23 protein-coding genes and 5 tRNA genes are annotated in these 24,904 nt (G+C 74.1%); 19 read left to right on the top strand and 9 right to left on the bottom strand.

What is annotated here, in order from left to right:
• The first annotated feature begins 73 nt into the window (after window positions 1-73).
• The 3 genes from GL259_RS08865 to GL259_RS08855 all read left to right on the top strand — a co-directional run bounded on the left by GL259_RS08865 (window position 74) and on the right by GL259_RS08855 (window position 3,228).
• A complete protein-coding gene (locus GL259_RS08865; RefSeq protein ID WP_159530841.1) occupies window positions 74-1,045 on the top strand; it encodes an aldo/keto reductase in 972 nt (323 codons plus the stop codon).
• Window positions 1,046-1,129: 84 nt separating this feature from the next.
• Window positions 1,130-1,699 carry a TetR/AcrR family transcriptional regulator gene (locus tag GL259_RS08860; protein WP_243762276.1) on the top strand — a complete coding sequence of 190 codons (570 nt, stop codon included), beginning with the start codon at window positions 1,130-1,132 and terminating at the stop codon, window positions 1,697-1,699.
• On the top strand, window positions 1,696-3,228 hold the full coding sequence (locus tag GL259_RS08855) for an MFS transporter (protein WP_159530839.1): 1,533 nt from the start codon (window positions 1,696-1,698) through the stop codon (window positions 3,226-3,228). The genes GL259_RS08860 and GL259_RS08855 overlap by 4 nt, the downstream gene beginning before the upstream one ends.
• A gap of 197 nt (window positions 3,229-3,425) precedes the next feature.
• Here the strand turns inward: GL259_RS08855 and GL259_RS08850 are convergent, their stop codons facing one another.
• On the bottom strand, window positions 3,426-4,097 hold the full coding sequence (locus GL259_RS08850) for a lysophospholipid acyltransferase family protein (RefSeq protein WP_159530837.1): 672 nt from the start codon (window positions 4,095-4,097) through the stop codon (window positions 3,426-3,428).
• Between the two features lie 425 nt (window positions 4,098-4,522).
• On the opposite strand from GL259_RS08850, the gene GL259_RS08845 reads away from it, so the two are divergent.
• The 3 genes from GL259_RS08845 (at window position 4,523) to GL259_RS08835 (ending at window position 6,844) form a co-directional block, all read left to right on the top strand.
• The gene (locus GL259_RS08845) at window positions 4,523-5,689 is read left to right on the top strand and encodes a glycerophosphodiester phosphodiesterase (RefSeq protein ID WP_159530835.1); all 1,167 of its coding nucleotides are present in this window, start codon (window positions 4,523-4,525) and stop codon (window positions 5,687-5,689) included.
• A 75-nt stretch (window positions 5,690-5,764) separates the two neighbouring features.
• Entirely contained in the window at window positions 5,765-6,289 is a 525-nt protein-coding gene (locus tag GL259_RS08840) for a sigma-70 family RNA polymerase sigma factor (RefSeq protein ID WP_159530833.1), read from the top strand.
• A gap of 57 nt (window positions 6,290-6,346) precedes the next feature.
• Window positions 6,347-6,844, top strand: a complete 498-nt coding sequence (locus GL259_RS08835; RefSeq protein WP_159530831.1) for a GNAT family N-acetyltransferase — start codon at window positions 6,347-6,349, stop codon at window positions 6,842-6,844.
• A gap of 7 nt (window positions 6,845-6,851) precedes the next feature.
• Here GL259_RS08835 and GL259_RS08830 read toward each other — a convergent pair whose 3' ends face one another.
• Both GL259_RS08830 and GL259_RS08825 read right to left on the bottom strand, forming a co-directional pair.
• Entirely contained in the window at window positions 6,852-7,280 is a 429-nt protein-coding gene (locus tag GL259_RS08830; RefSeq protein ID WP_159530829.1) for a hypothetical protein, read from the bottom strand.
• Between the two features lies 1 nt (window position 7,281).
• Entirely contained in the window at window positions 7,282-7,641 is a 360-nt protein-coding gene (locus tag GL259_RS08825) for a hypothetical protein (protein ID WP_159530827.1), read from the bottom strand.
• Window positions 7,642-7,921: 280 nt separating this feature from the next.
• On the opposite strand from GL259_RS08825, the gene GL259_RS08820 reads away from it, so the two are divergent.
• The 9 genes from GL259_RS08820 (at window position 7,922) to GL259_RS08780 (ending at window position 20,387) form a co-directional block, all read left to right on the top strand.
• Complete coding sequence (locus GL259_RS08820) at window positions 7,922-8,572, top strand: HAD family hydrolase (protein WP_159530825.1); 651 nt, start codon at window positions 7,922-7,924, stop codon at window positions 8,570-8,572.
• A gap of 413 nt (window positions 8,573-8,985) precedes the next feature.
• A complete protein-coding gene (locus GL259_RS08815; protein ID WP_166461453.1) occupies window positions 8,986-10,023 on the top strand; it encodes an ATP-binding cassette domain-containing protein in 1,038 nt (345 codons plus the stop codon).
• Window positions 10,020-10,757, top strand: a complete 738-nt coding sequence (locus GL259_RS08810; protein WP_166461452.1) for a methionine ABC transporter permease — start codon at window positions 10,020-10,022, stop codon at window positions 10,755-10,757. Before GL259_RS08815 ends, GL259_RS08810 begins: the two co-directional genes overlap by 4 nt.
• Window positions 10,758-10,850: 93 nt before the next feature.
• Entirely contained in the window at window positions 10,851-11,678 is an 828-nt protein-coding gene (locus GL259_RS08805; protein ID WP_159530821.1) for a MetQ/NlpA family ABC transporter substrate-binding protein, read from the top strand.
• A gap of 127 nt (window positions 11,679-11,805) precedes the next feature.
• Window positions 11,806-12,444: a GNAT family N-acetyltransferase gene (locus GL259_RS08800; RefSeq protein ID WP_159530818.1), complete on the top strand. Its 639-nt coding sequence runs from the start codon at window positions 11,806-11,808 to the stop codon at window positions 12,442-12,444.
• A 136-nt stretch (window positions 12,445-12,580) separates the two neighbouring features.
• A complete protein-coding gene (gene cbiE, locus GL259_RS08795; RefSeq protein ID WP_159530816.1) occupies window positions 12,581-13,792 on the top strand; it encodes a precorrin-6y C5,15-methyltransferase (decarboxylating) subunit CbiE in 1,212 nt (403 codons plus the stop codon).
• A gap of 367 nt (window positions 13,793-14,159) precedes the next feature.
• Window positions 14,160-18,152 carry a nicotinate-nucleotide--dimethylbenzimidazole phosphoribosyltransferase gene (gene cobT / locus GL259_RS08790; RefSeq protein WP_159530814.1) on the top strand — a complete coding sequence of 1,331 codons (3,993 nt, stop codon included), beginning with the start codon at window positions 14,160-14,162 and terminating at the stop codon, window positions 18,150-18,152.
• Between the two features lie 182 nt (window positions 18,153-18,334).
• Window positions 18,335-19,567 (top strand): uroporphyrinogen-III C-methyltransferase, encoded by a 1,233-nt coding sequence (cobA, locus tag GL259_RS08785; RefSeq protein ID WP_159530812.1) that lies wholly within the window; start codon window positions 18,335-18,337, stop codon window positions 19,565-19,567.
• Between the two features lies 1 nt (window position 19,568).
• Window positions 19,569-20,387 (top strand): RNA methyltransferase, encoded by an 819-nt coding sequence (locus tag GL259_RS08780; RefSeq protein ID WP_159530810.1) that lies wholly within the window; start codon window positions 19,569-19,571, stop codon window positions 20,385-20,387.
• 34 nt (window positions 20,388-20,421) lie between these two features.
• Here the strand turns inward: GL259_RS08780 and GL259_RS08775 are convergent, their stop codons facing one another.
• Complete coding sequence (locus tag GL259_RS08775) at window positions 20,422-21,864, bottom strand: serine/threonine-protein kinase (protein ID WP_159530808.1); 1,443 nt, start codon at window positions 21,862-21,864, stop codon at window positions 20,422-20,424.
• Window positions 21,865-22,059: 195 nt separating this feature from the next.
• Here GL259_RS08775 and GL259_RS38630 point away from each other — a divergent pair, with 195 nt between their 5' ends.
• From GL259_RS38630 to GL259_RS08755, 4 genes are all read left to right on the top strand, one after another.
• Window positions 22,060-22,335: a hypothetical protein gene (locus GL259_RS38630; protein ID WP_159530806.1), complete on the top strand. Its 276-nt coding sequence runs from the start codon at window positions 22,060-22,062 to the stop codon at window positions 22,333-22,335.
• A 215-nt stretch (window positions 22,336-22,550) separates the two neighbouring features.
• Window positions 22,551-22,760 (top strand): hypothetical protein, encoded by a 210-nt coding sequence (locus GL259_RS08765; RefSeq protein ID WP_159530804.1) that lies wholly within the window; start codon window positions 22,551-22,553, stop codon window positions 22,758-22,760.
• Between the two features lie 201 nt (window positions 22,761-22,961).
• Window positions 22,962-23,894 (top strand): aminoglycoside phosphotransferase family protein, encoded by a 933-nt coding sequence (locus GL259_RS08760; RefSeq protein ID WP_159530802.1) that lies wholly within the window; start codon window positions 22,962-22,964, stop codon window positions 23,892-23,894.
• Window positions 23,895-23,974: 80 nt separating this feature from the next.
• Window positions 23,975-24,256: a zf-TFIIB domain-containing protein gene (locus tag GL259_RS08755; protein WP_159530800.1), complete on the top strand. Its 282-nt coding sequence runs from the start codon at window positions 23,975-23,977 to the stop codon at window positions 24,254-24,256.
• 57 nt (window positions 24,257-24,313) lie between these two features.
• Here GL259_RS08755 and GL259_RS08750 read toward each other — a convergent pair.
• The 5 genes from GL259_RS08750 to GL259_RS08730 form a co-directional block, all read right to left on the bottom strand.
• Window positions 24,314-24,385: transfer RNA gene (locus GL259_RS08750), tRNA-Val, on the bottom strand.
• A 43-nt stretch (window positions 24,386-24,428) separates the two neighbouring features.
• Window positions 24,429-24,500: transfer RNA gene (locus GL259_RS08745), tRNA-Val, on the bottom strand.
• A 19-nt stretch (window positions 24,501-24,519) separates the two neighbouring features.
• A tRNA-Val gene (locus GL259_RS08740) sits at window positions 24,520-24,591 on the bottom strand.
• Between the two features lies 1 nt (window position 24,592).
• Window positions 24,593-24,666, bottom strand: a tRNA-Cys gene (locus GL259_RS08735).
• Window positions 24,667-24,703: 37 nt separating this feature from the next.
• A tRNA-Gly gene (locus GL259_RS08730) sits at window positions 24,704-24,776 on the bottom strand.
• Between the last annotated feature and the right edge of the window lie 128 nt (window positions 24,777-24,904).

Raw genomic sequence — 24,904 nt, 5'->3', positions numbered from 1 at the left:
ATCCTGAGGCGAAGGTCATCCCGGGTTACGTTGGTCGGCAGCCGCACCGCAGCCGACCGAAACGGAGCCCGCGATGCCCTTCGCCCGCCTCGCGTCAGCGACGACCCCGACCTGCCACATCGGACTCGGCCTCGCCGCCGTCGGCCGCCCCGGCTACATCAACCTCGGCCGAGAACAAGACCTGGGGGACGACCGGAGCGTCGAGACGCTACGGACCCGCACCCACGAACTGCTCGACGCGGCCCACGCCCAGGGCGTGCGCTACTTCGACGCCGCCCGCTCCTACGGCCGGTCGGAGGAGTTCCTCGCCGACTGGCTGAAGAACCGGCCCGACGCCGGCGACGTCGTCGTCGGCAGCAAGTGGGGCTACACCTACACCGCCGACTGGTCGACCGACGCCGAGCGGCACGAGGTCAAGGACCACTCCCTCGCCGCGTACGAGCGGCAGCGCGCCGAGTCCGAGGCGCTGCTCGGGGAACGGCTCGACCTCTACCAGATCCATTCGGTGACCCCGGACAGTCCCGCCCTCACCGACGAGGCCCTGCACGCCCGCCTCGCCGAGGCCGCCGCCCAGGGCCTCACCGTCGGCTTCTCCACCAGCGGTCCGGCCCAGGCCGACGCCGTCCGCGCCGCCCTCGCCGTCACGGTCGACGGCGAGCCCCTCTTCCGCACCGTCCAGTCGACGTACAACGTGCTGGAGACCTCCGTCGCCCCCGCCCTCGCCGAGGCGCACGACGCCGGGCTCACGGTGATCGTCAAGGAGGGCATGGCCAACGGCCGCCTCGCCGGACCCGGCGCACCGGAGGCGCTGAAGTCCGTCGCCGCGGAGACCGGCCTGGGCCACGACGCCGTCGCCCTCGCGTTCGTCCTCCGCCGGCCCTGGGCGGGCGTCGTCCTGTCCGGTGCGGCGACCACCGCCCAGCTCGCCTCCAACCTCCACGCGGCGGCCGTCGACCTCACCGACGAACAGGTGTCCCGCCTCGCCGGGCTGGCCGAGGAACCGCGCGCCTACTGGGAGCGGCGCGGACGGCTGCCCTGGCACTGAGCGAAGACCGGACCGGCACCACAGTCGTGAGACTCGCATGCCTTGTATGAGACATTGATGTCTCATCTGGTCTATGTTTGTCTCATGGCTGTCGATCGTGACCACGTTCTGCGCTCCGCCGCTGCCCTGCTGACCCGCAAATCCACCGCGACCATGGACGAGGTCGCCAGGGCGGCGGGGATCAGCCGCGCCACGCTCCACCGGCACTTCGCCGGCCGGGACGCGCTCGTGCGCGCGCTGGAGGCGCTCGGCATCGCGGAGTGCGAGGCCGCCCTGGAGGCGGCCCGGCCGGACGAGGGGCCCGCCGGTGACGCCGTGCGGCGGCTCGTGGCCGAGATCGAGCCGCACGCCGGCCTGCTCGCGTTCCTCTACACCGAGAACCAGCTGTTCGAGGGCGAGGGGCAGAACGAGGGCTGGGCCAGGATCGACGAGCGCATCGCCGGTCTGTTCCGGCGCGGCCAGGCGGGCGGGGAGTTCCGCATCGACCTCACCCCGGCCTGGCTCACCGAGGCGCTCTACGGGCTGCTCGCCTCCGCCGCCTGGGCGGTGGCCGAGGGCCGCGTCGCCCCCAAGGACTTCACCCACATGATCGTCGAGCTGCTGCTCGGTGGCGCACGACGTCAGGACGACACCTCACGGAGGAAGGAATCATGACCGGCACCCTGCGGACGGCGGGTCCCACCGAGGCGGTGAAGCGGCCGGGCCGGTGGCTCGCGCTCGGCGTCCTCGTGCTCGCGGTGCTGCTGGTGGCCGTCGACGCGACCGTCCTCGGCCTCGCGACCCCGTACATCAGCGAGGACCTCGAGCCCTCCGGCACCCAGCTGCTGTGGATCGGCGACGTCTACTCATTCGTGATCGCCGGCCTGCTCGTCTCCATGGGCAGCCTCGGCGACCGCGTCGGCCGCAAGCGGATCCTGCTCTGCGGCGCCACCGCGTTCGGCGCGATGTCCGTGCTCAACGCCTATGCGACGACGCCCGAGACGATGATCCTCGCGCGGGCCCTGCTCGGTGTCGCCGGAGCGACCCTGATGCCCGCCACGCTCGCCCTGATCCGCAACCTCTTCCACGACCCGCGCGAGCGCAGCCTCGCCGTCGGCATCTGGGGCGCGACCGCCTCGGCGGGCACCGCCGTCGGGCCGGTCCTCGGCGGCTTCCTCCTCGAGCACTTCTGGTGGGGCTCGGTCTTCCTGATCAACCTGCCCGTGATGGCCGTCCTGGTCCTCGTCGGCGCCAGGACCCTCCCGGAGTCCCGCACCCCGGACCCCGGCCCCTGGGACCTGGTGAGCGTCGTGCTGTCGCTGGCCGGCACGGTCGGCGTCGTGTACGCGGTGAAGGAGGCCGCCACGCACGGCTTCGGCCGGACCGCGCTGGCCGCCGGACTGCTCGGCGCGGGCGCCCTGTACGGGTTCGTGCGCCGTCAGCTCACCCTCCCGGCCCCGCTGCTGGACATGCGGCTGTTCCGGCACCGCGGCTTCAGCGGAGCCGTCCTGGCCGACCTGCTGACCATCCTCGGGCTGTCCGGGCTGGTGTTCTTCCTCTCGCAGTACCTGCAACTCGTCCAGGGAAGGCGCCCGTTGGAGGCGGGGCTGGCCGAACTGCCCGCCGCGATCGGCGCGGTGGCGGCCGGCCTGGTCGCGGGCCGGGCGGCCCGGCGCTTCTCGGTGCGCTCCGTCGTCGCCGGCGGACTCGCCGCCGTCGGCCTCGCGCTGGCCGCGCTGACGGTGATCGACCGGTCCACCGGCTACCCCCTCCTCGGGACGGCGCTGCTGGTGGTCGGCCTGGGAGCCGGATTCTCCTTCACGGTGACCGCCGACGTGATCCTCTCCAGCGTGCCCAGGGAACAGGCGGGCGCCGCCTCCGCCGTCTCCGAGACGGCGTACGAACTCGGCGCCGCCCTCGGCATCGCCGTGCTCGGCTCCATCGTGACCGGCGTCTACCGGGACTTCACCGGTCCCGCGGGCACCCCCGCCGAGGCGCACGAGTCGCTGGGCGGGGCCGTCGAGGCGGCCTCGCACCTGCCCGCCCACACCGCCGGGACGATGCTGGACGCGGCCCGGCAGTCCTTCGTCGACGGTCTCGCCCTCGCGGCCGGCGCGGGCGCGGCGGTGCTGCTCGCCGCCGCGGTGGCGGCCTGGTTCATGCTGCGCGGGCAGCGGCTGGAGGACCCGGTGGAACACCCGTGAGCCACGGGCCCCGGCGGGGCGCGGGCGCCGGGTGCCGCCGGCCGGCGGCCGTGTCCGACGAGCTCCGGGCAGGGGCCGCGGGAGGGACCGGCCTTCGGTGACCGGCCCGCCGTTCCTCCGCCGAGCGCACCGCCCCCTCCACACGGCGGCGGCGGGCCCCGAAGGGCCCGCCGCCGGGAACCCGCTCCGCGCGAGGACTACGCGGCCTTCGCCTTGCTCGCGTACATGTCCACGTACTCCTGCCCGGACAGCCGCATCACCTCGGTCATCACCGAGTCGGTGACCGCGCGCAGGACGTAGCGGTCGCGGTCCATGCCCTCGTAGCGGGAGAACTCCATCGCCTCGCCGAAGCGGACCGTGACCCGGCCCGGCCGGGGCAGGCCCGCGCCGCCCGGCTGGAGCTTGTCCGTGCCGATCATGGCGAACGGCACGACGGGCGCGCCGGTCATCAGGGTGAGCCGGGCGATCCCGGTGCGGCCCCGGTAGAGGCGGCCGTCGGGGGAGCGGGTGCCCTCCGGGTAGATGCCGAAGACCCTGCCCTCCTCCAGCACCCGGCGCCCGGTCATCAGTGCCGCCACGCCGCCCCGGCCGCCGTCCCGGTCGACCGGGATCATGCCGACACCGGTGAAGAACCAGGCCATCAGCCGGCCCTTGAGGCCCTTGCCGGTGACGTACTCGTCCTTGCCGATGAAGACGACCTGGCGGTCGCAGACGAGCGGCAGGATCATCGAGTCGATGAACGTCAGGTGGTTGCCGGCCAGGATGACCGGACCGTCACCCGGGATGTGCTCCGCGCCCTCCACCCGTGGGCGGAACATCAGGCGCATGATCGGACCGAGCACTGCCTTGATGAGCGCGAAGCGGGACAACGGGCCCTCCGGTGGGAAGCGGACGTCGATGAATGCCGTACGAGTCTGTGCAGGTGAGGACATTACTCGCGGTCCGGGGAATCGTGCACGTCGGACTCGTGGGGTTGACCGAGGTCTTACGTCCTCGTGACAGTGGACCCACCTGCCGGAGCCGGTCCCCGGACGGCCCGGGACACCACCGCCACACGGTGACGGAGCTCACCGGACCCGCACACCGACCGCGTGCCCCGGAACGCCCGGCCGAATCGGACGAGACATCAGAACCCCGGTGCAATACGACACATGTACGACGGACGTACGACGCGGCCCCCGGAGACGCACGACACTCAACATCACCCGTGCGTTCGGTCCGGGGTCTCCCGCCCGTCACACACGCCCCCCTACGATCGGCCCGCACTGAACGAGCCGACGGCAGGAGAGCGCTCATGGGAACGCGGGAGTCGAACGAACAGACGGGCGGAACCGGACGGCGGGCCCTGCTCGGCGCGGCGGTGCTCGGCGCCTCCGGAGCGGTCCTGGGTCCGGTCGGCACGGCGAGGGCCGCCGACGCCCGGCACGGCGGCCGGGGGCTGAAGGGCCTGCCCGTCCCCACCATCGTCGGCCACCGCGGGGCCAGCGGCTACCGGCCCGAGCACACCCTCGGCGCCTACCAGCTCGCCCTCGACATGGGTGCGGACATCGTCGAGGCCGGCGACCTCGTGCCCACCAGGGACGGCCACATCGTCTGCCGGCACGAGCCGGAGATCGGCGGCACCACGGACGTCGCCGACCACCCCGAGTTCGCCGACCGCAGGACCACCAAGACCCTGGACGGCGTCGCCGTCACCGGCTGGTTCACCGAGGACTTCACCCTCGCCGAACTGAAGCGGCTGCGCGCCGTCGAGCGCATCCCCGCCAACCGCCCGCACAACACCCTCTACGACGGCCGCTGGGAGATCCCCACCTTCGAGGAGGTGCTGCGCTGGCAGGACGAGCAGACCCGCAGGCGCGGCAAGCAGGTCTGGATCTACCCGGAGACCAAGCACCCCACCTACTTCCGCAAGCTGGGCCTCGGCCTGGAGGAGCGGGTCGCGAAGCTGCTGCGCAAGCACGGCAAGGACCGCCGGAACTCCCCGGTCATCCTGCAGTCCTTCGAGCCGACCAGCATCCAGCGGTTCAGCAGGCTCGTCGACAACCCGCTCGTGGTGCTCCTGTCCGGCGCGAACACCCGCCCCTGGGACTTCGTCGAGACGGGCGACCCGCGCACCGTCGCCGACCTCGTCACCCCCGAGGGCCTGAAGGAGATCGCCTCCTACGCCCAGGGCATCGGCCCCACCCTGGACCTCGTCATCCCGCGCGACGCCGGCGGCCGGCTCACCGAGCCCACCACCCTGGTCCGCGACGCCCACCGCGCGGGCCTGATCCTGCACCCCTACACGCTGCGCAACGAGAACCCCTTCCTGCCCGCCGACTTCCGCAGGGGCACCGACCCCGACGCCTACGGCGACGTCTTCGGCGCCTACCGGGCCTACTTCGCCACCGGCATCGACGGCGTCTTCACCGACCACCCCGACACCGGGCTGCTGGCCCGTGAGGACTTCGTCAACAACTGAGGCGCCCTGCCCCGTCCGGGGTGAGTTCCGGCCGCCCGGGGCAACCCCGCCCGGGGCGGCCGAGTCGTTGCGCATATGACACACGAGCCGGTCACGACGCACGACCCGGTCGCCCTGGACCTGGTCGCCTCCCTCCGTCCGCTGCTCACCGCGGAGGCCTTCGCCGAGGCGCCCGGCTCCGGGGCCGAACCGGGCGACCTGGAACAGGCGGTCTGGCTCCGCCTCCTCGAGCGCCTCGACGCCCAGGGCCCGCCGCACGACCCCCAGGGCTGGCTCCGCCGGGCCGTCCGCACGGAGGTCCGCCGCACCCGCCGTACCGCCCGCCGCGAGACGCCGCTCGGCCGCGACCCCGCCGACGACGGCCACGACCCCGAACGCCTCGCACTCGCCGCCGCCCGCCGCCGCGACCTGCGGGACGCCGTGCGGCGGCTGCCCGGCCGCTGCCCCCGGCTGATGGAGGCGCTGCTGTCCCCGCACGACCCGACATACCGGGAAATCGCAGGGGAGTTGGGTATCTCACAGGGCAGTCTCGGCCCGGAACGTTCCCGATGTCTGGGATGTCTGCGTCGTTTGCTCACACCGGAGGTTGCGACCCGCTGAGGACGGGGATAGGAGTGGGGGACGACAGGTGATCAGGTGAGCGGGAGGCATGCGCACATGGGCATGAGTGTGACCATCTCTGCGGCGACCGAGCAGGACGCGGAGCAGGTCTTCAGGCTGCAGTACCTCTGCTTCCAGAGCGAGGCGGCGCTCTACGGCAACTACCGCATCGATCCGCTCGTCCAGACCCTCGACTCGGTCCGCGAGGAGGTCGCCGCCGACTGCGTCTTCGTCGCCCGCCTCGGCGACGAGGTCGTCGGCTCGGTGCACGGCAGGATCACCGAGGACGGCGCCGCCGCCATCGGCAAGCTCTGCGTCCACCCCCGCCTCCAGGGGCACGGCATCGGCGCGCGTCTTCTCCGGGCGGCGGAATCGGCCCTCGCCGGCGAGCGCGGCGCCCGGACGTTCCGGCTGCAGGCCGGGCACCGCAGCGAGAGCAACCTGCGGCTCTACAGCAAGGTCGGCTACCAGCGGGTGGGGACGTCCCGGGGCGCGGACGGCGTACCGATGATCGTCCTGGAGAAGAACGCGGAGGCGTACGCGACGACGGCCTGACGCCCGGTCAGGACGCCGGCCGCCGCGTGCGCGCCCTGCGGAGCCAGTACACGGCCGTCAGGGGCAGCAGCACGGGGATGAAGAGGTACCCCATCCCGTAGTCCGACCACACGGTCGCGTCGGGGAAGGCGGACGGCTCCACCAGGGTCCAGGTGCCGACGGTCAGCACGCCCACGAGCTCGGCGGCGCAGCACACCAGCGCCGCCCTGCGGGCCGCCTCCCCGCCGCGCACCAGGGTGTACGTGATGAAGCCGTAGACCACACCGGCCACCGCCGACAGCGAGTAGGCGAGCGGGGCGCGGTCGAACTCGGTGGCGATCTGGTACGCGGAGCGCGACACGGCGCCGACCACCATCACCCCGTACAGCCACACCAGCAGCAGCCCGGGCCCGCCGATCAGCCGCGTCCGGTCCGGCTCCTGCTGCGTCCCGGCCATCTCAGCCTCCCCAGATGTCGTAGAGCCGCACCTCGAGCACCGCCAGCACGACACCGCTCGCGGCGACCGTCACCGAGCCCCAGCGGGTGCGCTCGGCCAGCGACATGAAGGCCGCCGCCGGGACGCACGCGAACGACCCCAGCAGATACGCCACGAAGACGGTCGTCCCCTGCGCCGGTTCCTCGCCCCGGGCCAGCTGCACGATCCCGACGACCAGCTGCACCAGCGCCAGCAGCGTGACCACGGCCATCCCGATGAAGTGCCAGTCCTTCGTCGGCTGATCACGGTACGCGGCCCAGCCGCACCAGGCGGCGAGCAACAGCGCGGCGACACCGGTCACCAGCGTCAGGACAACAAGCATGGCAGCGACCTTATTACGCCGGAGAACCCGGCCGTCCTCCGGCCCCGCCCCGGCGCCGGCGCGCCGTGTCCCGTGCTCCGCCGCACGCCCTCCGGCGCGGTCCCGGCCGGGCGCGCCCCGGTCCGGGAGGGGCCGTGGCGGCCGTCCGGACCGGGGCCTCCCGCCAGGGCTTTCGCCCCGGCGGCGACCGGTGGCCGCGCGATCGCCTCCGGCCGCCGCTGCCGCCGTCCGTTTCCGTCCTCGTCGGTTTCCGGTCAGAGCGGCACCGTAGGGTCGAGACATGACGATCCACGCACAAGCCCTCCTGTTCGACAACGACGGAACCCTCGTGTCCTCCCTCGAATCCGTGCGCCGCTGCTGGACGCGGTGGGCCGCGGAGTACGGGATCACGGCCGAGGAGTTCGGCCGGGTCGAGCTGCACGGCCGGCCGGCCGCCGAGATAGCCGCCGACCTGCTGCCCGCCCACGTCGTCCCGCAGGCCGTCGCGCGGATCGAGGACCTGGAGGTCGAGGACGTGCCGGACGGCGGTGTGCACCTGCTGCCGGGGACCGAGGACTTCCTCGGCGCGCTGCCCGCCGAGCGCTGGGCCGTCGTCACCTCCGCCACCCGGCGGCTGGCCGAGGCCCGGCTGAACGCCGTCGGCATCCTGCCGAAGACCCTCGTCGCGGCCGACGACATCACCCGGGGCAAGCCCGACCCCGAGCCCTATCTGCTCGCCGCCCGCATCCTCGGCGTCGACCCGGCCCACTGCGTCGTCTTCGAGGACGCCCCCGCCGGGCTCCAGGCCGGCCGTGCCGCCGGTATGACCACCGTGGCCTTGGCCACAACCCACCAGGCCCACGAACTCACCGCCGACCTCGTCGTCGAGGACCTCTCCGCCCTGTCCGTACTGGTCACGGACGCGGGCACGGAGATCTCCGTACGCCCCTGACGTGCGCACACCGGCGTCCACGGCTGTCCACTATGCGGACGGCCGTGTCCGGTCAGGGCCGAACGTCTGCTTTACTGACCGCATGACCACGACGAGCGACCGCATCCCTGCGACCGAGGCGACCACGACGCCCGGTGCTCGTTGTATGTGTCCGCGCCGAATGCGCGCCTTCTAGAGGGCCCCTGCACCATCCGAGCCTCGCGCCCCGAAGCGAGAGCCCGCTCATGTCCGCCCGTGCGCGCCCCGCACGCGCGACTGAGCCACGCCCCCCCACGCGCACGTTTCCCCGCGGCGCGGCCCCTCCCGCCGCGCCCACGGGAAACCCCTGCCGTGTCACGGCTGCCTTCGACCCTGAACGCCACGTGCCCGGTGCCCGACGACGCGCCGCGCACTCGACAGTGACGGAATCCCACGTGATCACCACCACGGGCCTCACCAAGGTCTACCGCTCACGCGGCCGCGAGGTCACCGCCTTGGACGGCGTCGACCTGCACGTCCGCGAGGGCGAGGTCTACGGCGTCATCGGCCAGTCCGGCGCCGGCAAGTCCTCGCTGATCCGCTGCGTCAACCTGCTGGAACGGCCCACCTCGGGCACCGTGACCGTGGCCGGCCAGGACCTCACCGCCCTCGCCGGCCGCGGCCCGCGGGCCGGCCGGGAACTGCGGCAGGCGCGCAGCCGCATCGGCATGGTCTTCCAGCACTTCAACCTCCTGTCGACCCGCACCGTGCAGGACAACGTCGAGCTGCCGCTCGAAATCCTCGGCGCGTCCGGGAAGGAACGTTCCCGCAAGGCGCTGGAGCTGCTCGACCTGGTCGGCCTCGCCGACAAGGCCAAGGCCTACCCGGCCCAGCTCTCCGGCGGGCAGAAGCAGCGCGTCGGCATCGCCCGCGCCCTGGCCGGCGACCCCAAGGTGCTGCTCTCCGACGAGGCCACCAGCGCCCTGGACCCGGAGACCACCCGCTCGATCCTGGCGCTGCTGCGCGACCTCAACCGGCAGCTCGGCCTCACCGTCCTGCTCATCACCCACGAGATGGACGTCGTGAAGTCGATCTGCGACTCGGCCGCCCTCATGGAGAAGGGCCGCATCGTCGAGTCGGGCACGGTCGGCGACCTCCTGGCCACCCCCGGGTCCGAACTCGCCGCCGCGCTGTTCCCCGTCGGCGGTGACGCCTCCGGCGACGACCGCACCGTCGTCGACGTCACCTTCCACGGCGACAGCGCGACCCAGCCGGTCATCTCCCAGCTGTCGCGCACCTACAACATCGACATATCGATCCTCGGTGCCGCCATCGACACCGTCGGCGGCCTCCAGGTCGGCCGGATGCGCATCGAACTGCCCGGCCGCTACGAGGACAACGTCGTGCCCATCGGCTTCCTGCGCGAGCAGGGCCTGCAGATCGACGTCGTGGGCCGGGAAACGCCCGCACTGGTGAAGGAGGGGGCCAAGTGACCTGGTCCGAGATGCAGCCACTGCTCGAACAGGCGTGTACCGAGACGCTGATCATGGTGGGCTGGTCCACCCTGATCGCCGTCGTCGGCGGCCTCCCCCTCGGCGTCCTGCTCGTCCTCACCGACAAGGGCGGCCTGCTGCAGAACACCGTGGTGAACAAGGTCATCGGCCAGGTCGTGAACATCGGCCGCTCGATGCCGTTCATCATCCTCATGGTCGCCCTGATGAACTTCACCCGCTGGATCACCGGGACGACCATCGGCAGCGAGGCCGCGATCGTGCCGCTCGCCATCGGCGGCATCCCCTTCTTCGCCCGCCTCGTCGAGACGGCCGTGCGCGAGGTGGACCACGGGCTCGTCGAGGCCGTGCAGGCGATGGGCGGCAACACCTGGACCATCGTCCGCAAGGTCCTCGTCCCCGAGGCGCTGCCCTCGCTGATCGCCAGCACCACCACCACCGTCATCGCCCTCATCGGCTACTCGGCCATGGCCGGCACCGTCGGCGGCGGCGGACTCGGCGACCTCGCCGTCCGCTACGGCTACCAGCGCTTCGAGACCGGCCTGATGTGGATCACCGTCGCGATCCTCGCCGTGGTGATCTCCCTCATCCAGTTCGCCGGCGACTACGCGGCCCGCGCCCTGCACAGCCGCGGCGGACGCTCGGGCCCCTCGCCCAGGCTCCGGCTCCTGAAGGCCAAGGAGCCCGCCGCGGCCGACGTCGGCAAGGTCGCGTAACCCCGCCGGCCCCCGACCACCCCCCGACCACGGCGCTTCGCGCCGGCACCCCTTGACCCAAGGGGCCGTACCACCCAAGGAAAGGCACTTTTCGTGCGTAACACCGCCAAGATCACCACCGCCGTCCTCGCCGCAGGAGCCCTCACCTTCGGCCTCACCGCCTGCGGCTCCGAGCAGGACGCCGCCTCCGACACCTCCGGCCCGCTGGTCGTCGCCGCGAGCCCCGTCCCGCACGCCGAGATCCTGACCTTCGTCAAGGACAACCTGGCCGAGAAGGCGGGCCTGGACCTCGAGGTGAAGGAGTTCACCGACTACGTCACCCCGAACACGGCGACGGAGGACGGCTCGGTCGGCGCCAACTACTTCCAGACCCAGCCGTACCTCGACGACTTCAACAAGAAGAACGGCACCCACATCGTGTCCGTCGTCGACGTCCACCTGGAGCCGCTCGGCCTGTACTCCAACAAGGTCGACAAGGCCGACGAGCTGAAGAGCGGCGCGACGATCGCCCTGCCCAACGACACCGTCAACGAGGGACGCGCCCTGCAGCTGCTCGCCGCCAACGGCCTCCTCACCCTGAAGGACGGCGTCGGCACCGCGGCTACCCCCGCGGACATCACCAAGAACCCGAAGAACCTCGAGTTCAAGGAGCTGGAGGCGGCCCAGACGCCGCGCTCCCTGGACGACGTCGACGCCGCGGTCGTCAACGGCAACTACGCCATCGAGGCCGACCTCGAGCCCGCGAAGGACGCCCTCGTCCTGGAGTCCGCCGAGGGCAACCCGAACAGCAACCTCCTCGCCGTCAAGGAGGGCAACGAGGACGACCCGCGCGTGAAGAAGCTCGCCGAGCTCCTCACCTCCCCCGAGGTGAAGAAGTTCATCGAGGACAAGTACGCCGGTTCCGTCGTCGCCTCCTTCTGAACGACGTGACCCGCACGGGGTCCGCTCCGCTCAGCGGAGCGGACCCCGTGGTGCGGCGCGGTGCTTCCATGCTGCATGCTGGGCAGTTCAGCAGCACCCGACGGTCTCTCAGGTTACGGAGCGGCGCATGACGAGCACCTTCCCCAACATCTCCATCAGCACGGAGCGGTTGGTGCTGCGTCCCCTCGACACGGACGACGTGCCCGCCCTGACCGAGATGATGAACGACGAACAGGTCGCCGCCTGGACCGACGTCCCCCGGCCCTTCACCGAGCAGGACGCCCGCACCTGGATCACCGAGCACGCCCCCGCCGAGCGGGCGGCCGGACGCGGACTCGACCTCGCCGTCACCGAGTTCCTCACCCAGCGCCTGGTCGGCGTCGTCCGGCTCACCGGGACCGACTGGCACGTCCGGTCCACCGAGATGTCGTACATCATCGCCCCCTGGGCGCGCGGCGAGGGCTACGCCTCCGAGGCCGCGCTCGCCACCGCCCAGTGGCTCTTCGGCGACCAGAAGCTCGAACGCGTCGAGCTGCGCACCGCCGCCGACAACACCGCCTCGCAGCAGGTCGCCCAGAAGATCGGCTGCATCAACGAGGGCGTGCTGCGGGGCGCCTGCATAGCCCACGTCCGCACCGAGGACGGCGGCTGGACCGACGTGCGCACCGACTTCATCGTGTGGAGCCTGCTGCCCGAGGACATCGAGGGCGCGGACGGACAGCCGGCCGACGCGGACGGGTTCGCCGCCTACACCGACTGGAACTGACCTTTCCGGGGCCCACGGACCACGACCGGCGGTACCGCCCGAGCCGTCCACCGCCCGCACCAGGTACTCTCACCGAACCCGCCCCGGGCGGGAAAAGCCGACGACGACCTGCGAAGACCCCAGGAGACTGACGACGATGGCCGACCGGGTCACGGTGATCGGCTGGGACGGTTCGCCGCTGACCGCCGCGGCACGCGCCGCGCTGGGCGCCGCCACGCTGGTGGCCGGAGCGGCCCACCATCTGGCACTCCCCGAGGTGCCCGCCGGCGCCGAGCGCGTCCGGCTCGGGTCCGTCGCCCTCGCCGCCCGCCGCATCGCCGCCCACCGCGGCACCGCGGTCGTCCTCGCCGACGGCGACCCCGGGTTCTTCGGCGTGGTACGGACGCTGCGGGCGCCCGAGTTCGGCCTGGAGGTCGAGGTCGTCCCCGCCGTCTCCTCCGTCGCCGCGGCCTTCGCCCGCGCCGGCATGCCCTGGGACGACGCCCACGTGGTCGTCGCACACCCGCGCACCCTGCGACGCGCGGTGAACGTGTGCCGGGCCCACGCCAAAGTGGCGGTGCTCACCTCGCCCGGCGCCGGCCCCGCGGAACTCGGCCTGCTGATGGAGGGGGTCCACCGCACCTTCGTCATCTGCGAGGAGCTCGGCACCGAGCGCGAGCGGGTCACCGTCGTCACCTCCGACAAGGCCGCCGACCACACCTGGCGCGACCCCAACGTCGTCATCGTCATCGGCGGCCCGGTCGGCGCCGGTGAGTCCACCGGCTGGATCGCCGGGCGCGATCCCTCCGTCGGTCCGCGCGGCTGGTCACTGCCCGCCGGGGCGTACGGCGGCGAACTCGGCGAGGGCGAGCGGGAGGCCCTGCGCATCTCCCAACTCGCCCGGCTCGGACCGCGCCTGGGCGACCTCGTCTGGGACATCGGCTGCGGCAGCGGCGCCTTCGCCACCGAGGCCGCCCGCGCCGGAGCCGCCGTCATCGCCGTCGACAGCGACCCGGGGGCCTGCGCCCGCACCGAGTCCGCCGCCCGCTGGCACGGCGTCCCGCTCCAGATCGTCCACGGCACCGCCCCGCACGTACTGGAGAACCTCCCCGAGCCGGACGTCGTCCGGGTCGGCGGCGGGGGAGCGGCCGTGGTCTCCGCGGTCGCCGACCGCCGCCCGCAGCGCATCGTCGCGCACGCCGGCACCCGCGACGAGGCCGAACTCATCGGCCGGAACCTCGCGGAGCACGGCTACCAGGTCGAGTGCGCCCTGCTGCAGTCCCTCGAACTCGACACCCGGGACTGGACGGAGAAGGAGCGGAGCGTCGCGTTCCTGCTCAGCGGGGTGCTGCCCGCGCGCGACGGCTGATCCGGTGACCGTCCCCGTGATCGGGTTGTCGTACCACGCGCGGTAGGCTGGCCGATCGTTGTACCGCACTCGGGCCCCGGCGCTTCGTCGGTCAATGTCCGGAAAACGCGTCCGTTTTGGGCCGGGTCGTGGTACGGCAGAACCGGAGGACGCGCAACGTGGCGCAGTCCACAGCGGAACCGTCGCCGATCAAGCTGACGCGACGGCCGTGCGGCCGCGACAATGCCAGTGAATGGCTTTGTCGCCTTTTCGGACGGGCCGTTCGTGCCGCTGGGGACGCACGCTCGTTCTTCAGTGTGGGGCGGTCGGTGCGCCGTTCCGGGAGAGCTGGTCGTAGGAAGCACTAACCGATGGGCGAGGGGTACGCATGACCGACACCGGCCAGGTCCCGGCCGAGGGACAGCCGGAGAACACAGGCATGGTGGAACAGCCGGGCCTTCCCGCGCCCGACCCCTACGCCTACCTCTCCGACGCTCCCGCCGCGGACGAAGACCTGCTGCTGCCCGGAGCCCAGGGCGCCTGGGGCAACGAGGTCGCCCCGCCCGCCCCGGAGCCGGTCGTCGAGACCGTGCACGAGCCGGGCCCGCACGAGATGTCCGGCCGCGACAGCGGCTCGGTCGACCTCGGCGGCGTCCGCCTGCCCGAGCCCGGGCAGGCACCGGCGCCCGGGTTCGCGGCCCCGCACGAGCAGCCGGCGCCGGCCGCGCCGCGCCGCCCGCTGCACCTCGGGCCGCCCGTTCCCAACGTCTCCGCCGGCCCGGTCCGCTCCCTCGCCGACCGCGGTCCCGCCCAGGTGCCGGTCCGTCAGTCCGGGCCGCCGACCCTCGGCCCCGAATACCTCGACGTCCCGCGTACCCGGGAGGCGACCGCCCCGCAGGAGGCGGCTCCCTGGGGCGCGCAGGCCACGGTGGGCGCGGGGGCGGCCCCCGTGGAAACGGTTGTGCCACCGGTGGAGCCGGTGGGCGCGGCCCAGGCGGTCGTCGCCCGCGTCGCCACCGAGGCGGGCGCCGGACGGGCGCAGGTCTCCCCCGCGCAGGCGGGGCAGGGCACGGAGGGCGCCTTCGACGCGGGCGCCGCCGCCGACGGGGAGGCCGGGCACGCCGCCGGCGTTCCCGTGGCGGGAACCGCTGAGGCCGGGCAGGCCACGGCCGCCGGTGCCGCCGCCGCGCAGGACGGAGAGGCGCCCACCCCGGTCCCGGACGCGGCACCCGGGCCCGCCCCCGCCGCCGTGACCGCACCGGCACCCGGGCCCGCGCCGTCCGTCGGGCCCGCCGCCGCGCCGGACCAGGTCCAGGCGCCCGCGGCGGTTCCGGCCGCCGGGACGCCGGACGCCGAGCCCGCGGCTCACCCCGTCGCGCCCGGCACCACGTCCCCCGAGGCGGCCGCCGCCGGACCGGGCGTCACCGAGCCCGCCGCCGCGGCACCGGAGGCGGAACCGGCCCCCGGGACGGCGGACGAGGCACCCGTGGCCCGGCCCGCCCCGGAACCGGCCCTCTCCGAGGACGTCGAGCCCGCCCCCGGAACGACGGGGGAGGAAGCCGCCGCGCAGGCCGCCGCCGAACCCGGTGCCGGGACGGCCGCCGAGGCCCCCGCGGCGCAGACGGCCCCCGAGCCCGAGGTCCCGGCCGCTGCCGGCCCGGACGCGTCCCCGGCCCCCGCCGGGGCGGCCGACGCCGTCCCCGCCGCCGAGCCCCTCCCCGCCGCCGAGCCCGTCGGCACCCCCGGCCCGGCCGCGGACGCGCCGGCCCCCACCGCCGACGCCGTGTCCCCGGCCCCCGAGGCCGCCCCCGCCCCCTGGCCGCAGGAAGCCGCCGCCGAGGCCGGACCCGAGGCCCCCGCCGCCGGGACCGCGCCGGCCCCGGAGACCACCGTCACGTCCGAGGCCGCCGTCATGTCCGAGGCCGCCCCGTGGCCCGCCGACGGCCCGCCGGTCGCGGCTCCGTCCGAGCACGCTCCCGCCGCGCCGACCGAGCCGTCCCGGCAGCAGGCCGGCGCCGAGGGGCCCCACCAGCCGGCGGCGGCGGAAGCGGAGCCGGCCGCGCCCCCGTTCCAGGGCCCCGGACAGGCTCCCGCCGCCCCGGACGCACAGCCCGCACAGCCCGGGCCGCAGGGCGCGTGGGGGCCCGTCCCCGCGCAGCCGGGCCCCGTGGACCCCGAGCCCACCGGCGCGGACGCGGCCGCTCCCGTCGTACCCGGCGCCGACGCCCCCGGGACGCCCGCCGCGATCCACGACGCACCCGGTGCCGCGCCCGGCCCGTCCGACGAGCCCGCGTCCGCCGACGCCACGGCCCCTCTCCCCGGTCTCCCCGGCACCGTCCGCCCGGAGCCCGGCCCGGACCAGCCCCTGGGGCGGTCCGCCCCCGCGGAGGGAACCGCGCCCGCCGCCCCGCAGCCGACGCCGGCCCCGGCCGTTCCCGCGGAGGAACGCCCCGCGCCGGAGGCCACCGCCACGGTGCCCGCCCCCCGCGAGGCCGGATCCGGCGCCGTACCGGCCGCACCCGGCGCGGAGCCGGACCCCGACCGCGTGCAGAACGCGGACGACCTGGACACCCGGGGCGCCGGAGTGGAGGACGGACCCGCGCCGGAGGAGGAGAGCGCGGCCGCGGCGGAAGCCGCACGGCCCGCGCATCCGCCCGCCCCCGGCTACGACGACGCCGAGCGCGAGGCCGTCCTGAAGGTCATGCGCGAACGCCGGGACATCCGCAACGGCTTCCGCGGCGACCCCATCCCGCACGAGGTGCTGCTCCGCGTCCTGGAGGCCGCCCACACCGCGCCCTCCGTCGGCCACTCGCAGCCCTGGGACTTCGTCGTCATCCGCTCCGCCGAGACCCGGCGCAGCATGCACGAACTGGCCATGCGCCAGCGCGACGCCTACGCCAAGTCGCTCCCCAAGGGCCGGGCCAAGCAGTTCAAGGAACTGAAGATCGAGGCCATCCTCGACACCCCGGTGAACATCGTCGTCACCGCCGACCCCACCCGCGGCGGCCGGCACACCCTGGGCCGCCACACCCAGCCGCAGATGGCGCCGTACTCCTCCGCGCTCGCCGTCGAGAACCTCTGGCTCGCCGCCCGCGCCGAGGGCCTCGGCGTCGGCTGGGTCAGCTTCTTCGACGAGCGCGAGATGGTCCGCGTCCTCGGCCTGCCCGAGCACCTGGAGGTCGTCGCCTACCTGTGCGTGGGCTACGTCGACGAGTTCCCGGACGAGCCCGAGCTGATGCAGGCCGGCTGGTCCAAGCGCCGCCCGCTGTCCTGGGTCGTGCACGAGGAGACGTACGGCCGCCGCGCCCTTCCCGGAGAGGAACCCCACGACCTGCTCGCCGAGACCGTCGCACAGATCCGCCCGCTGGACGCCAAGGCGCTCGGCGAGGCGTGGGAGCGGCAGAAGCGCATGACCAAGCCGGCCGGGGCGCTGGGCATGCTGGAGATCATCTCCGCCCAGCTGTCCGGCCTGTCCCGCCAGTGCCCGCCGCCCATCCCGGAGCCCGCGGCCGTCGCGATCTTCGCCGGCGACCACGGCGTGCACGCCCAGGGCGTCACCCCCTGGCCGCAGGAGGTCACCGCCCAGATGGTGGCCAACTTCCTCGGCGGGGGAGCGGTCTGCAACGCCTTCGCGACCCAGGTGGGCGCCGAGGTCTGCGTCGTCGACGTCGGCGTCTGCGCCGACCTGCCGGCCACCCCCGGTCTGCTGCCGCGCAAGGTCCGCGCCGGCACCTCCGACATGACCACCGGCCCCGCGATGACCCGCGAGGAGGCCAAGAAGGCCATCGAGGTGGGCATCGAGACCGCCCGCGACCTGGTCGCGGCCGGCAACAAGGCCCTGCTCACGGGTGAGATGGGCATCGCGAACACCACCGCGTCCGCCGCCCTCATCTCCGTCTACACGGGCGCGGACCCGGCCGAGGTCACCGGCCGCGGCACCGGCATCAACGACGAGACGCTCGCCCGCAAGACCGAGGTCGTGCGCCGCGCCCTCGAACTGCACCAGCCGGACCCGGCCGACCCGATCGGCGTCCTGGCCGCGGTCGGCGGCTTCGAGCACGCGGCCATGGTCGGCCTGCTGCTCGGCGGCGCGTCCCTGCGGACGCCGGTGATCCTGGACGGCGTCAGCGCCGGTGCCGCCGCCCTGGTGGCCCGGGCCATCGCCCCCGAGGTCCTGGCCGCCTGCATCGCGGGACACCGCAGCGCCGAGCCCGGCCACGTGGCCGCCCTCAACAAGCTGGGCCTGCGCCCCCTGGTCGACCTCGACCTGCGCCTCGGCGAGGGCACCGGCGCCCTGCTCGCGCTGCCGCTGGTGCAGAGCACGGCGCGGGCGATGCACGAGGTGGCGACCTTCGACTCGGCGGGAGTCACCGAGAAGTAGCCGAGAACACCGGCCGGGGTGGGCACGGGCGGGGCGAACACCGCCGCCGCCGGGCCCACCCCGCCGTACGCTGAACCCCACCCTTAGAATCCGCACGTCAGGGCCGCTCCAGTGCCGTAGCGCCCCGCGTCGCCCCCGCGCGCCGTACCCCGCACGCCGCTCGTACGAGGAGCCGTACCCTCATGGCCGAACACCCCGCCTACCCCGTGGGCCTCCGTCTCACCGGCCGCCGAGTGGTCGTGCTCGGCGGCGGCCAGGTCGCCCAGCGCCGCCTCCCGGCCCTCGTCGCGGCCGGCGCGGACGTCCTCCTCGTGTCCCCCGAGGCGACCCCCTCCGTGGAGGCGATGGCCGACGCGGGCGAGATCGCCTGGGAGCGGCGCGGATACGCCGACGGCGACCTCGCGGACGCCTGGTACGCGCTGATCGCCACCAGCGACCCCGACGCCAACGAGCGGGCGTCCGCCGAGGCCGAGCGCCACCGCGTCTGGTGCGTCCGCTCCGACGACGCCGACCGGGCGACGGCGTGGACCCCGGCGACCGGACACAGCGAGGGCGTCACGGTGGCCGTGCTCACCACCGACGCCAAGGGCCGTGACCCCCGCCACACCGCCGCCGTCCGCGACGCCGTGGTCGAGGGGCTGCGCGACGGCACCCTCGTCGCCCCGCACCACCGCACCCGCACCCCCGGCGTCGCCCTGGTCGGCGGCGGTCCCGGCGACCCGGACCTGATCACCGTGCGCGGCCGCCGCCTGCTCGCCGAGGCCGACGTCGTCATCGCCGACCGGCTCGGCCCGCGCGACCTGCTCGCCGAACTGCCGCCGCACGTCGAGGTGATCGACGCGGCGAAGATCCCCTACGGCCGTTTCATGGCCCAGGAGGCCATCAACAACGCGCTGATCGAGCACGCCAGGCAGGGCAAGTCGGTGGTCCGGCTCAAGGGCGGCGACCCGTACGTCTTCGGCCGCGGCATGGAGGAGCTCCAGGCGCTCGCCGAGGCGGGGATCCCCTGCACCGTCGTCCCCGGCATCTCCAGCTCCATCTCGGTCCCGGGCGCGGCCGGCATCCCGGTCACCCACCGCGGTGTGGCCCACGAGTTCACCGTGGTCAGCGGCCACGTCGCCCCCGACGACGAGCGCTCCCTGGTCGACTGGCCGTCGCTGGCGAAGCTGACCGGCACGCTCGTGATCCTCATGGGCGTCGACAAGATCGGCAAGATCGCCGAGACCCTGGTCGCGCACGGCAAGTCCCCCGGCACTCCCGTCGCCCTCGTCCAGGAGGGCACGACGTCCGCCCAGCGCCGGGTCGACGCGACCCTCGCCACGGTCGCCGAGACCGTCGTCGCCCGGGACGTCAGGCCGCCGGCCGTCATCGTCGTCGGCGACGTCGTCGGTGTGGGCCCGCACGGGGCGGTGTGACATGGCCGAACCCATCACCGTCGAGGACCCCGACGACCCGCGTCTGCACGACTACACCGGCCTGACCGACGTCGAACTGCGCCGCCGGCGCGAACCCGCCGAGGGCCTGTTCGTCGCCGAGGGCGAGAAGGTCATCAGGCGCGCCGGCGAAGCGGGCTACGCGATGCGGTCGATGCTGCTGTCGGCGAAGTGGGTCGACGTCATGCGGGACGTCATCGACCGGGCCTCCGCCCCGGTGTACGTCGTGGAGCCCGCGCTCGCCGAGCAGGTCACCGGCTACCACGTGCACCGCGGCGCGCTCGCCTCCATGCAGCGCAAGCCGCTGCCCGCGGCGGCCGAGGTGCTCGGGACCGCCCGCCGGGTCGTGATCATGGAGTCGGTCAACGACCACACCAACATCGGCGCCATCTTCCGCTCGGCGGCGGCCCTCGGCATGGACGCGGTCCTGCTCTCCCCGGACTGCGCCGACCCCCTCTACCGCCGCAGCGTCAAGGTCTCCATGGGCGCGGTCTTCTCCGTGCCGTACGCCCGGCTGGACTCCTGGCCCAGGGGGCTCGACCCGGTCCGCGAGGCGGGCTTCACCCTCCTCGCCCTCACCCCCGACGACAGGGCCCGCTCCCTCGACGAGGCGGCGCCCCACCGGATGGACCGGGTGGCCCTGATGCTGGGCGCGGAAGGGGAGGGGCTTTCCTCCCGGGCCCTGGCCGCCGCCGACGAGTGGGTCCGCATCCCGATGTCCCACGGCGTCGACTCCCTCAACGTGGGCGCCGCGGCGGCGGTCGCCTTCTACGCGGTGACCGCGGGGCGCCCCCGGGCTTAGGGCCCGTCCGGCGGGGGACCGGGAGCCGGAGCGCTCAGTCGTCCCGCTCCATCGTCGAGACGTACCGCTCGGACATCAGGCCGTCCGGGGCCGGCGGTTCGTAGCGGGCGCGCACCTGCTCCCGCTGCTCCCGCACGCCGTCCCCGTCGCCGCCGAGCCCCCGCGACGGACCCTGGCAGCCCTGCACCAGCGCGATGCCGAGCGCGACCACCAGCGTCACGACGACGAACACGAACAAGCGCTGCCTGAGCAGCCGCGGATTGGCCGGGCGCAGGCCGGTGCCCGTCGTCCGGGGCCCCTGACGGCGGGGGCCGGTGCCGGACCGGCCGGAGCCGCGGGGCGCGGGGGTGGGCCGGGACGGCGTACCACCGCGCGAGGCGCCGCCCCGGGACGAGCTGTCGCCCCGCGCCGGCGGGACGCCGCGGGTGCCGCGCCGGGGCGTGGACCCGCCCCCCGTCGAGGGGGAGACCCGGCCGGCGGACGCGCCGCGCGGTGCGGGGGTCCCCTGGCCCGGCCGTGCGCCGCGCGGCCCCGGCCGGCGCCCCTGAGCGCGGTCCGGGGAGGAGTCCGGGTAGGCGCCGGCGAGGCGCCCGGTGGGCCGCTCCGCCTCGGCGGCGCGCGGCGCGGGCGGACGGACGTCGGTGAGTCCCTGGGCCTCCCGGGCCGCGATCTCCTTGAGCCGCAGCGAGAGTTGGAGCGTGCTGGGCCGATCCTCGGGGTCCTTCGCCAGGCAAGCGCGCACGAGCGGGGCCAAGGCGTCCGGGACGCCGCGCAGTTGGGCCTCCTCGTGCACGACGCGGTACAGCATCACCTCGGAACTGCCGTGCCCGAAGGGGGAGTCGCCCATCGACGCGTACGCGAGCGTGGCGCCCAGCGAGAACACGTCCGTGGCCGGGGTGACGGCGGCGCCGCGCACCTGCTCCGGGGCGAGGAAACCGGGCGAACCGACCGCGGTGCCGACGTGCGTGAGCGTCGAGGCGCCGGTCGCCCAGGCGATGCCGAAGTCGATGATCCGCGGCCCCTTCGGGGACAGCAGGATGTTGGACGGCTTCAGGTCCCGGTGCACCACGCCGGCCTCGTGCACGGCGACCAGTCCCTCGGACAGGGCCGCGCCGACGGCGGCGACCTCGGCCGCGCCGAGCGGCCCCTCGTCCACGACCTTGTCGTGCAGCGACGGGCCGGGCACGTACTGCGTGGCGAACCACGGCCGGTCCGCCTCGAGATCGGCTGCCACCAGCCGCGCCGTGCAGCCCCCGCGGATGCGCCGCGCCGCCGAGACCTCGCGCGCGAACCGTGAACGGAACTCCTGGTCCTCCGCCAGATCAGGCCGGATGACCTTCAGTGCGACCCGCTGCCCCTTCTTGTCGGAGCCCAGGTAGACCACGCCCATCCCGCCCGCGCCGAGCCGTCGGTGAAGCCTGAAAGAGCCGACGACGCGCGGGTCCTCGCGCCTCAGGCGCATCATCGCCATGTTCATCCCCGCTGCCCGGTCCTGTGACGTGCCACAGCTTACGTTTCCACGGCCGTCCGTGCGCAGAGGCCGCGCCCTCTCGGGCCGATCGATTGTCAGTGCCGGGTGGGAGACTTGAAGGGTGGACGGGGAGCGCGTGAGCAGGCCGGGTTCACGCGGCGAGCGATCCCAACCACCCGACGCCGAAGGGGGATTGATCGCGTGAAGGGTGATCGCGTGGAGATAGTCGTGGACGCGGGGGACACGACGCGCACGTACGAGGTGGTGGCGAGCAGGGCCGGACGCCGGGTGGAGACGGCGGTCCGCCGAGGGGTGGTGGAAGTGAGCGAAGTCACCCGAACCGGGGCCGTCGTGCGAACGGCCCGTTTCATGGCGAACCGGGTGCTCGCGCTGGTGGAGCAGCCGGTGCCTCGGGAGGACACCTCGGAGAAAGCCGGACAGAGCGGCCGGCCCTTCCGGGATGTCCCTGAGACGTAGGTCCCCGTCTCCACCCAGGGGAGTACACCGCAGGTCACGGCTCATCCTCCGGGAGGCCCGGCAATCGGTACGAGGGCATGACGTCCGGAGGGCGCCGGGCCCCTAGATTTGAGGTCAAGCGGCGGGTGCAGCACTCGTCCCCCGAGGTCGGACGCCCGCCGCTGCCAACGACACCACATGAGAACACGGCAACCGAAACGGTCAGGAGAGGGACCATGGCCCACACGGCACCGCGGACCCCGGTCCGCGCGCGGGAACGACTGGCGGACACCGCCGGGTTCCGGCCGCGCCGTGAGGGCCGTCGCCACCCGCTGGTGGCGACGCTGATGGCCCTCCCCCTGGCGGTCCTGCTCCTCCTCGTCTTCGACGGGTGGGAGACGGTGGCCACACAGGCGTCGTCCGTGGGCGAGATGCTGGGGCGCTGAGCGGCGACCCCAGGCCCGGAAGAGCGGTCCGGGCGGGGACATCCACCCATGAAACCCCGTGGGGACGGGGGTGCGGCGGACGGCACAGATGCCGGCGCAGCTGGGGAGCTGCGCCGGCATTGCTCTTGCCTCCCGCCGTCCGGCGAAGACGCCGCTCTCCTCCGCGTACCCTCCCTCCAGACCCGCACCGCAGGGAGTCCCGTGACCGCCGACACCCTTCTCGCCGACCTCACCGCCCGCGTCAGGGGCATGGCCCACTCACGCGCCCCGGCCTGCCCCTGCGGTGCGGCCGGCACCCTGGCCGACCGTCCCGACGGCACCGTCGTGCGCCACGCGGACACGGTCGCGAAGGCCCACGCCCCGGACACCGACCCCGTCGCCCTGACCCGGCGCCTCGCCGCGGCCGCACACCTCCCGGACGTCTTCCTGCCCCCGCTCGGCCCCGGCCCGGCCGGCCTGCACGGCCGGCTGGTGACCTTCTGGCCGTACGGCGTCCCCGTCGACCCGGACGATCCCGACGCCGCCCCGTGGGAGGCCGCCGCCGTCCTGCTCGCCCGGCTGCACCGCACCCCCGCCTCCGCGCCGCTGCCCGTCATGCGGGGCCCGGCGAAGGCGGCCCGCGCCGTCACCCGGCTGCGGGCCCTCGGCTCCGCCCCGGCCGCCGCCCCCGTCCTGCGCGCCTGGGCCGCCCTGCCCCCGTGGGCCCGGGCCGAAGGCCCCATGCCGGACCGTGCCACCCTCTGCCACGGCGACCTCCACCTGGGCCAGCTCGTGCGCCTCCCCGGCGGCTCCTGGCGGCTGATCGACGTCGACGACCTGGGCGTGGGCGTCCCCGCCTGGGATCTGGCGCGTCCGGCGGCCTGGTACGCGTGCGGGCTGCTGCCGGCGGAGGAGTGGGGGCGGTTCCTCGACTCCTACCGGGCCGCGGGCGGGCCGGCCGTCCCCGACGGCGCCGACCCCTGGGCCGTGCTGGACGTCCCGGCCCGCGCCCTCACCGTGCAGACCGCCGCGCGGGCGATCGTCAGGGCCGCGGCGGACGGGCGGCCCCCGGACGAGGTGGAACAGTCAGTGATCGACGCCTGTGCGCGCATGGCCGCGATCCCGCCCCGCTCGGCGTACACCTCCACGGACTAGGGTGCAACCGACCGAAGCCGGACAGAGTCTGTCCTGGCGACATGTGAAGCAGGGCCGACCGGCGAGGAGTTGAATCGATCATGCAGTGTCCGAAGTGTCGTGCGCCGATGCACACCTACAACCGCAACGGCGTCCAGATCGAGCAGTGCAGCGGGTGCCGAGGGATCTTCCTCGACTACGGCGAGCTGGAGTCGCTGACCCGGCTGGAGGCCCAGTGGTCCCAGCCCGCACCGCCCGCGCCGCCCGCTGCTCCGCAGGCGTACCCGCCGGCCCCGCAGCCCCCCGCCTGGGGCGCCCCGCACGGTGGCCACCACGGTCACCACCGGCACAAGAGCTTCGGGCACATGCTGTTCTCGTCCTGAGGTCCCGGAGACGACCGAGCCCCCGGCCGCTGCGGCGGCCGGGGGCTCGGTGTGATGTGGACGATACTGGGATTGAACCAGTGACCTCTTCCGTGTCAGGGAAGCGCTCTCCCGCTGAGCTAATCGTCCTCGGGACCGCGGTCACTCCGGGGAGCGGACCGTGGGCACTGCGTGCGCGATACTGGGATTGAACCAGTGACCTCTTCCGTGTCAGGGAAGCGCTCTCCCGCTGAGCTAATCGCGCGGGGGATCCGAAGATCCAGTGGACGATACTGGGATTGAACCAGTGACCTCTTCCGTGTCAGGGAAGCGCTCTCCCGCTGAGCTAATCGTCCTTGGAGGTGGAGACGGGATTTGAACCCGTGTAGACGGCTTTGCAGGCCGTTGCCTCGCCTCTCGGCCACTCCACCAGGAGTGTAGGGGACCGGGAAGCCCCCTCTTCCTTCGAGCGGACGACGAGGCTCGAACTCGCGACCTCAACCTTGGCAAGGTTGCGCTCTACCAACTGAGCTACGTCCGCCTGTCGTTTCGGTCGGCTTGCGCTTCCCGGCGACGAGTTGAACTCTAGCGGATTCCGGGGCCAGTACAAAAACGCGTTTGTGCAGCGTGCTGCGTTGCGCCTGTTCACGGGCGTCGCCGGGGTGCCGC

It is taken from the genome of Streptomyces sp. Tu 3180, assembly GCF_009852415.1.
Lineage (GTDB): Bacteria > Actinomycetota > Actinomycetes > Streptomycetales > Streptomycetaceae > Streptomyces.
Note: the sequence above shows the minus strand (reverse complement) of the source record. Positions and strands in the feature narration are given on the sequence as shown.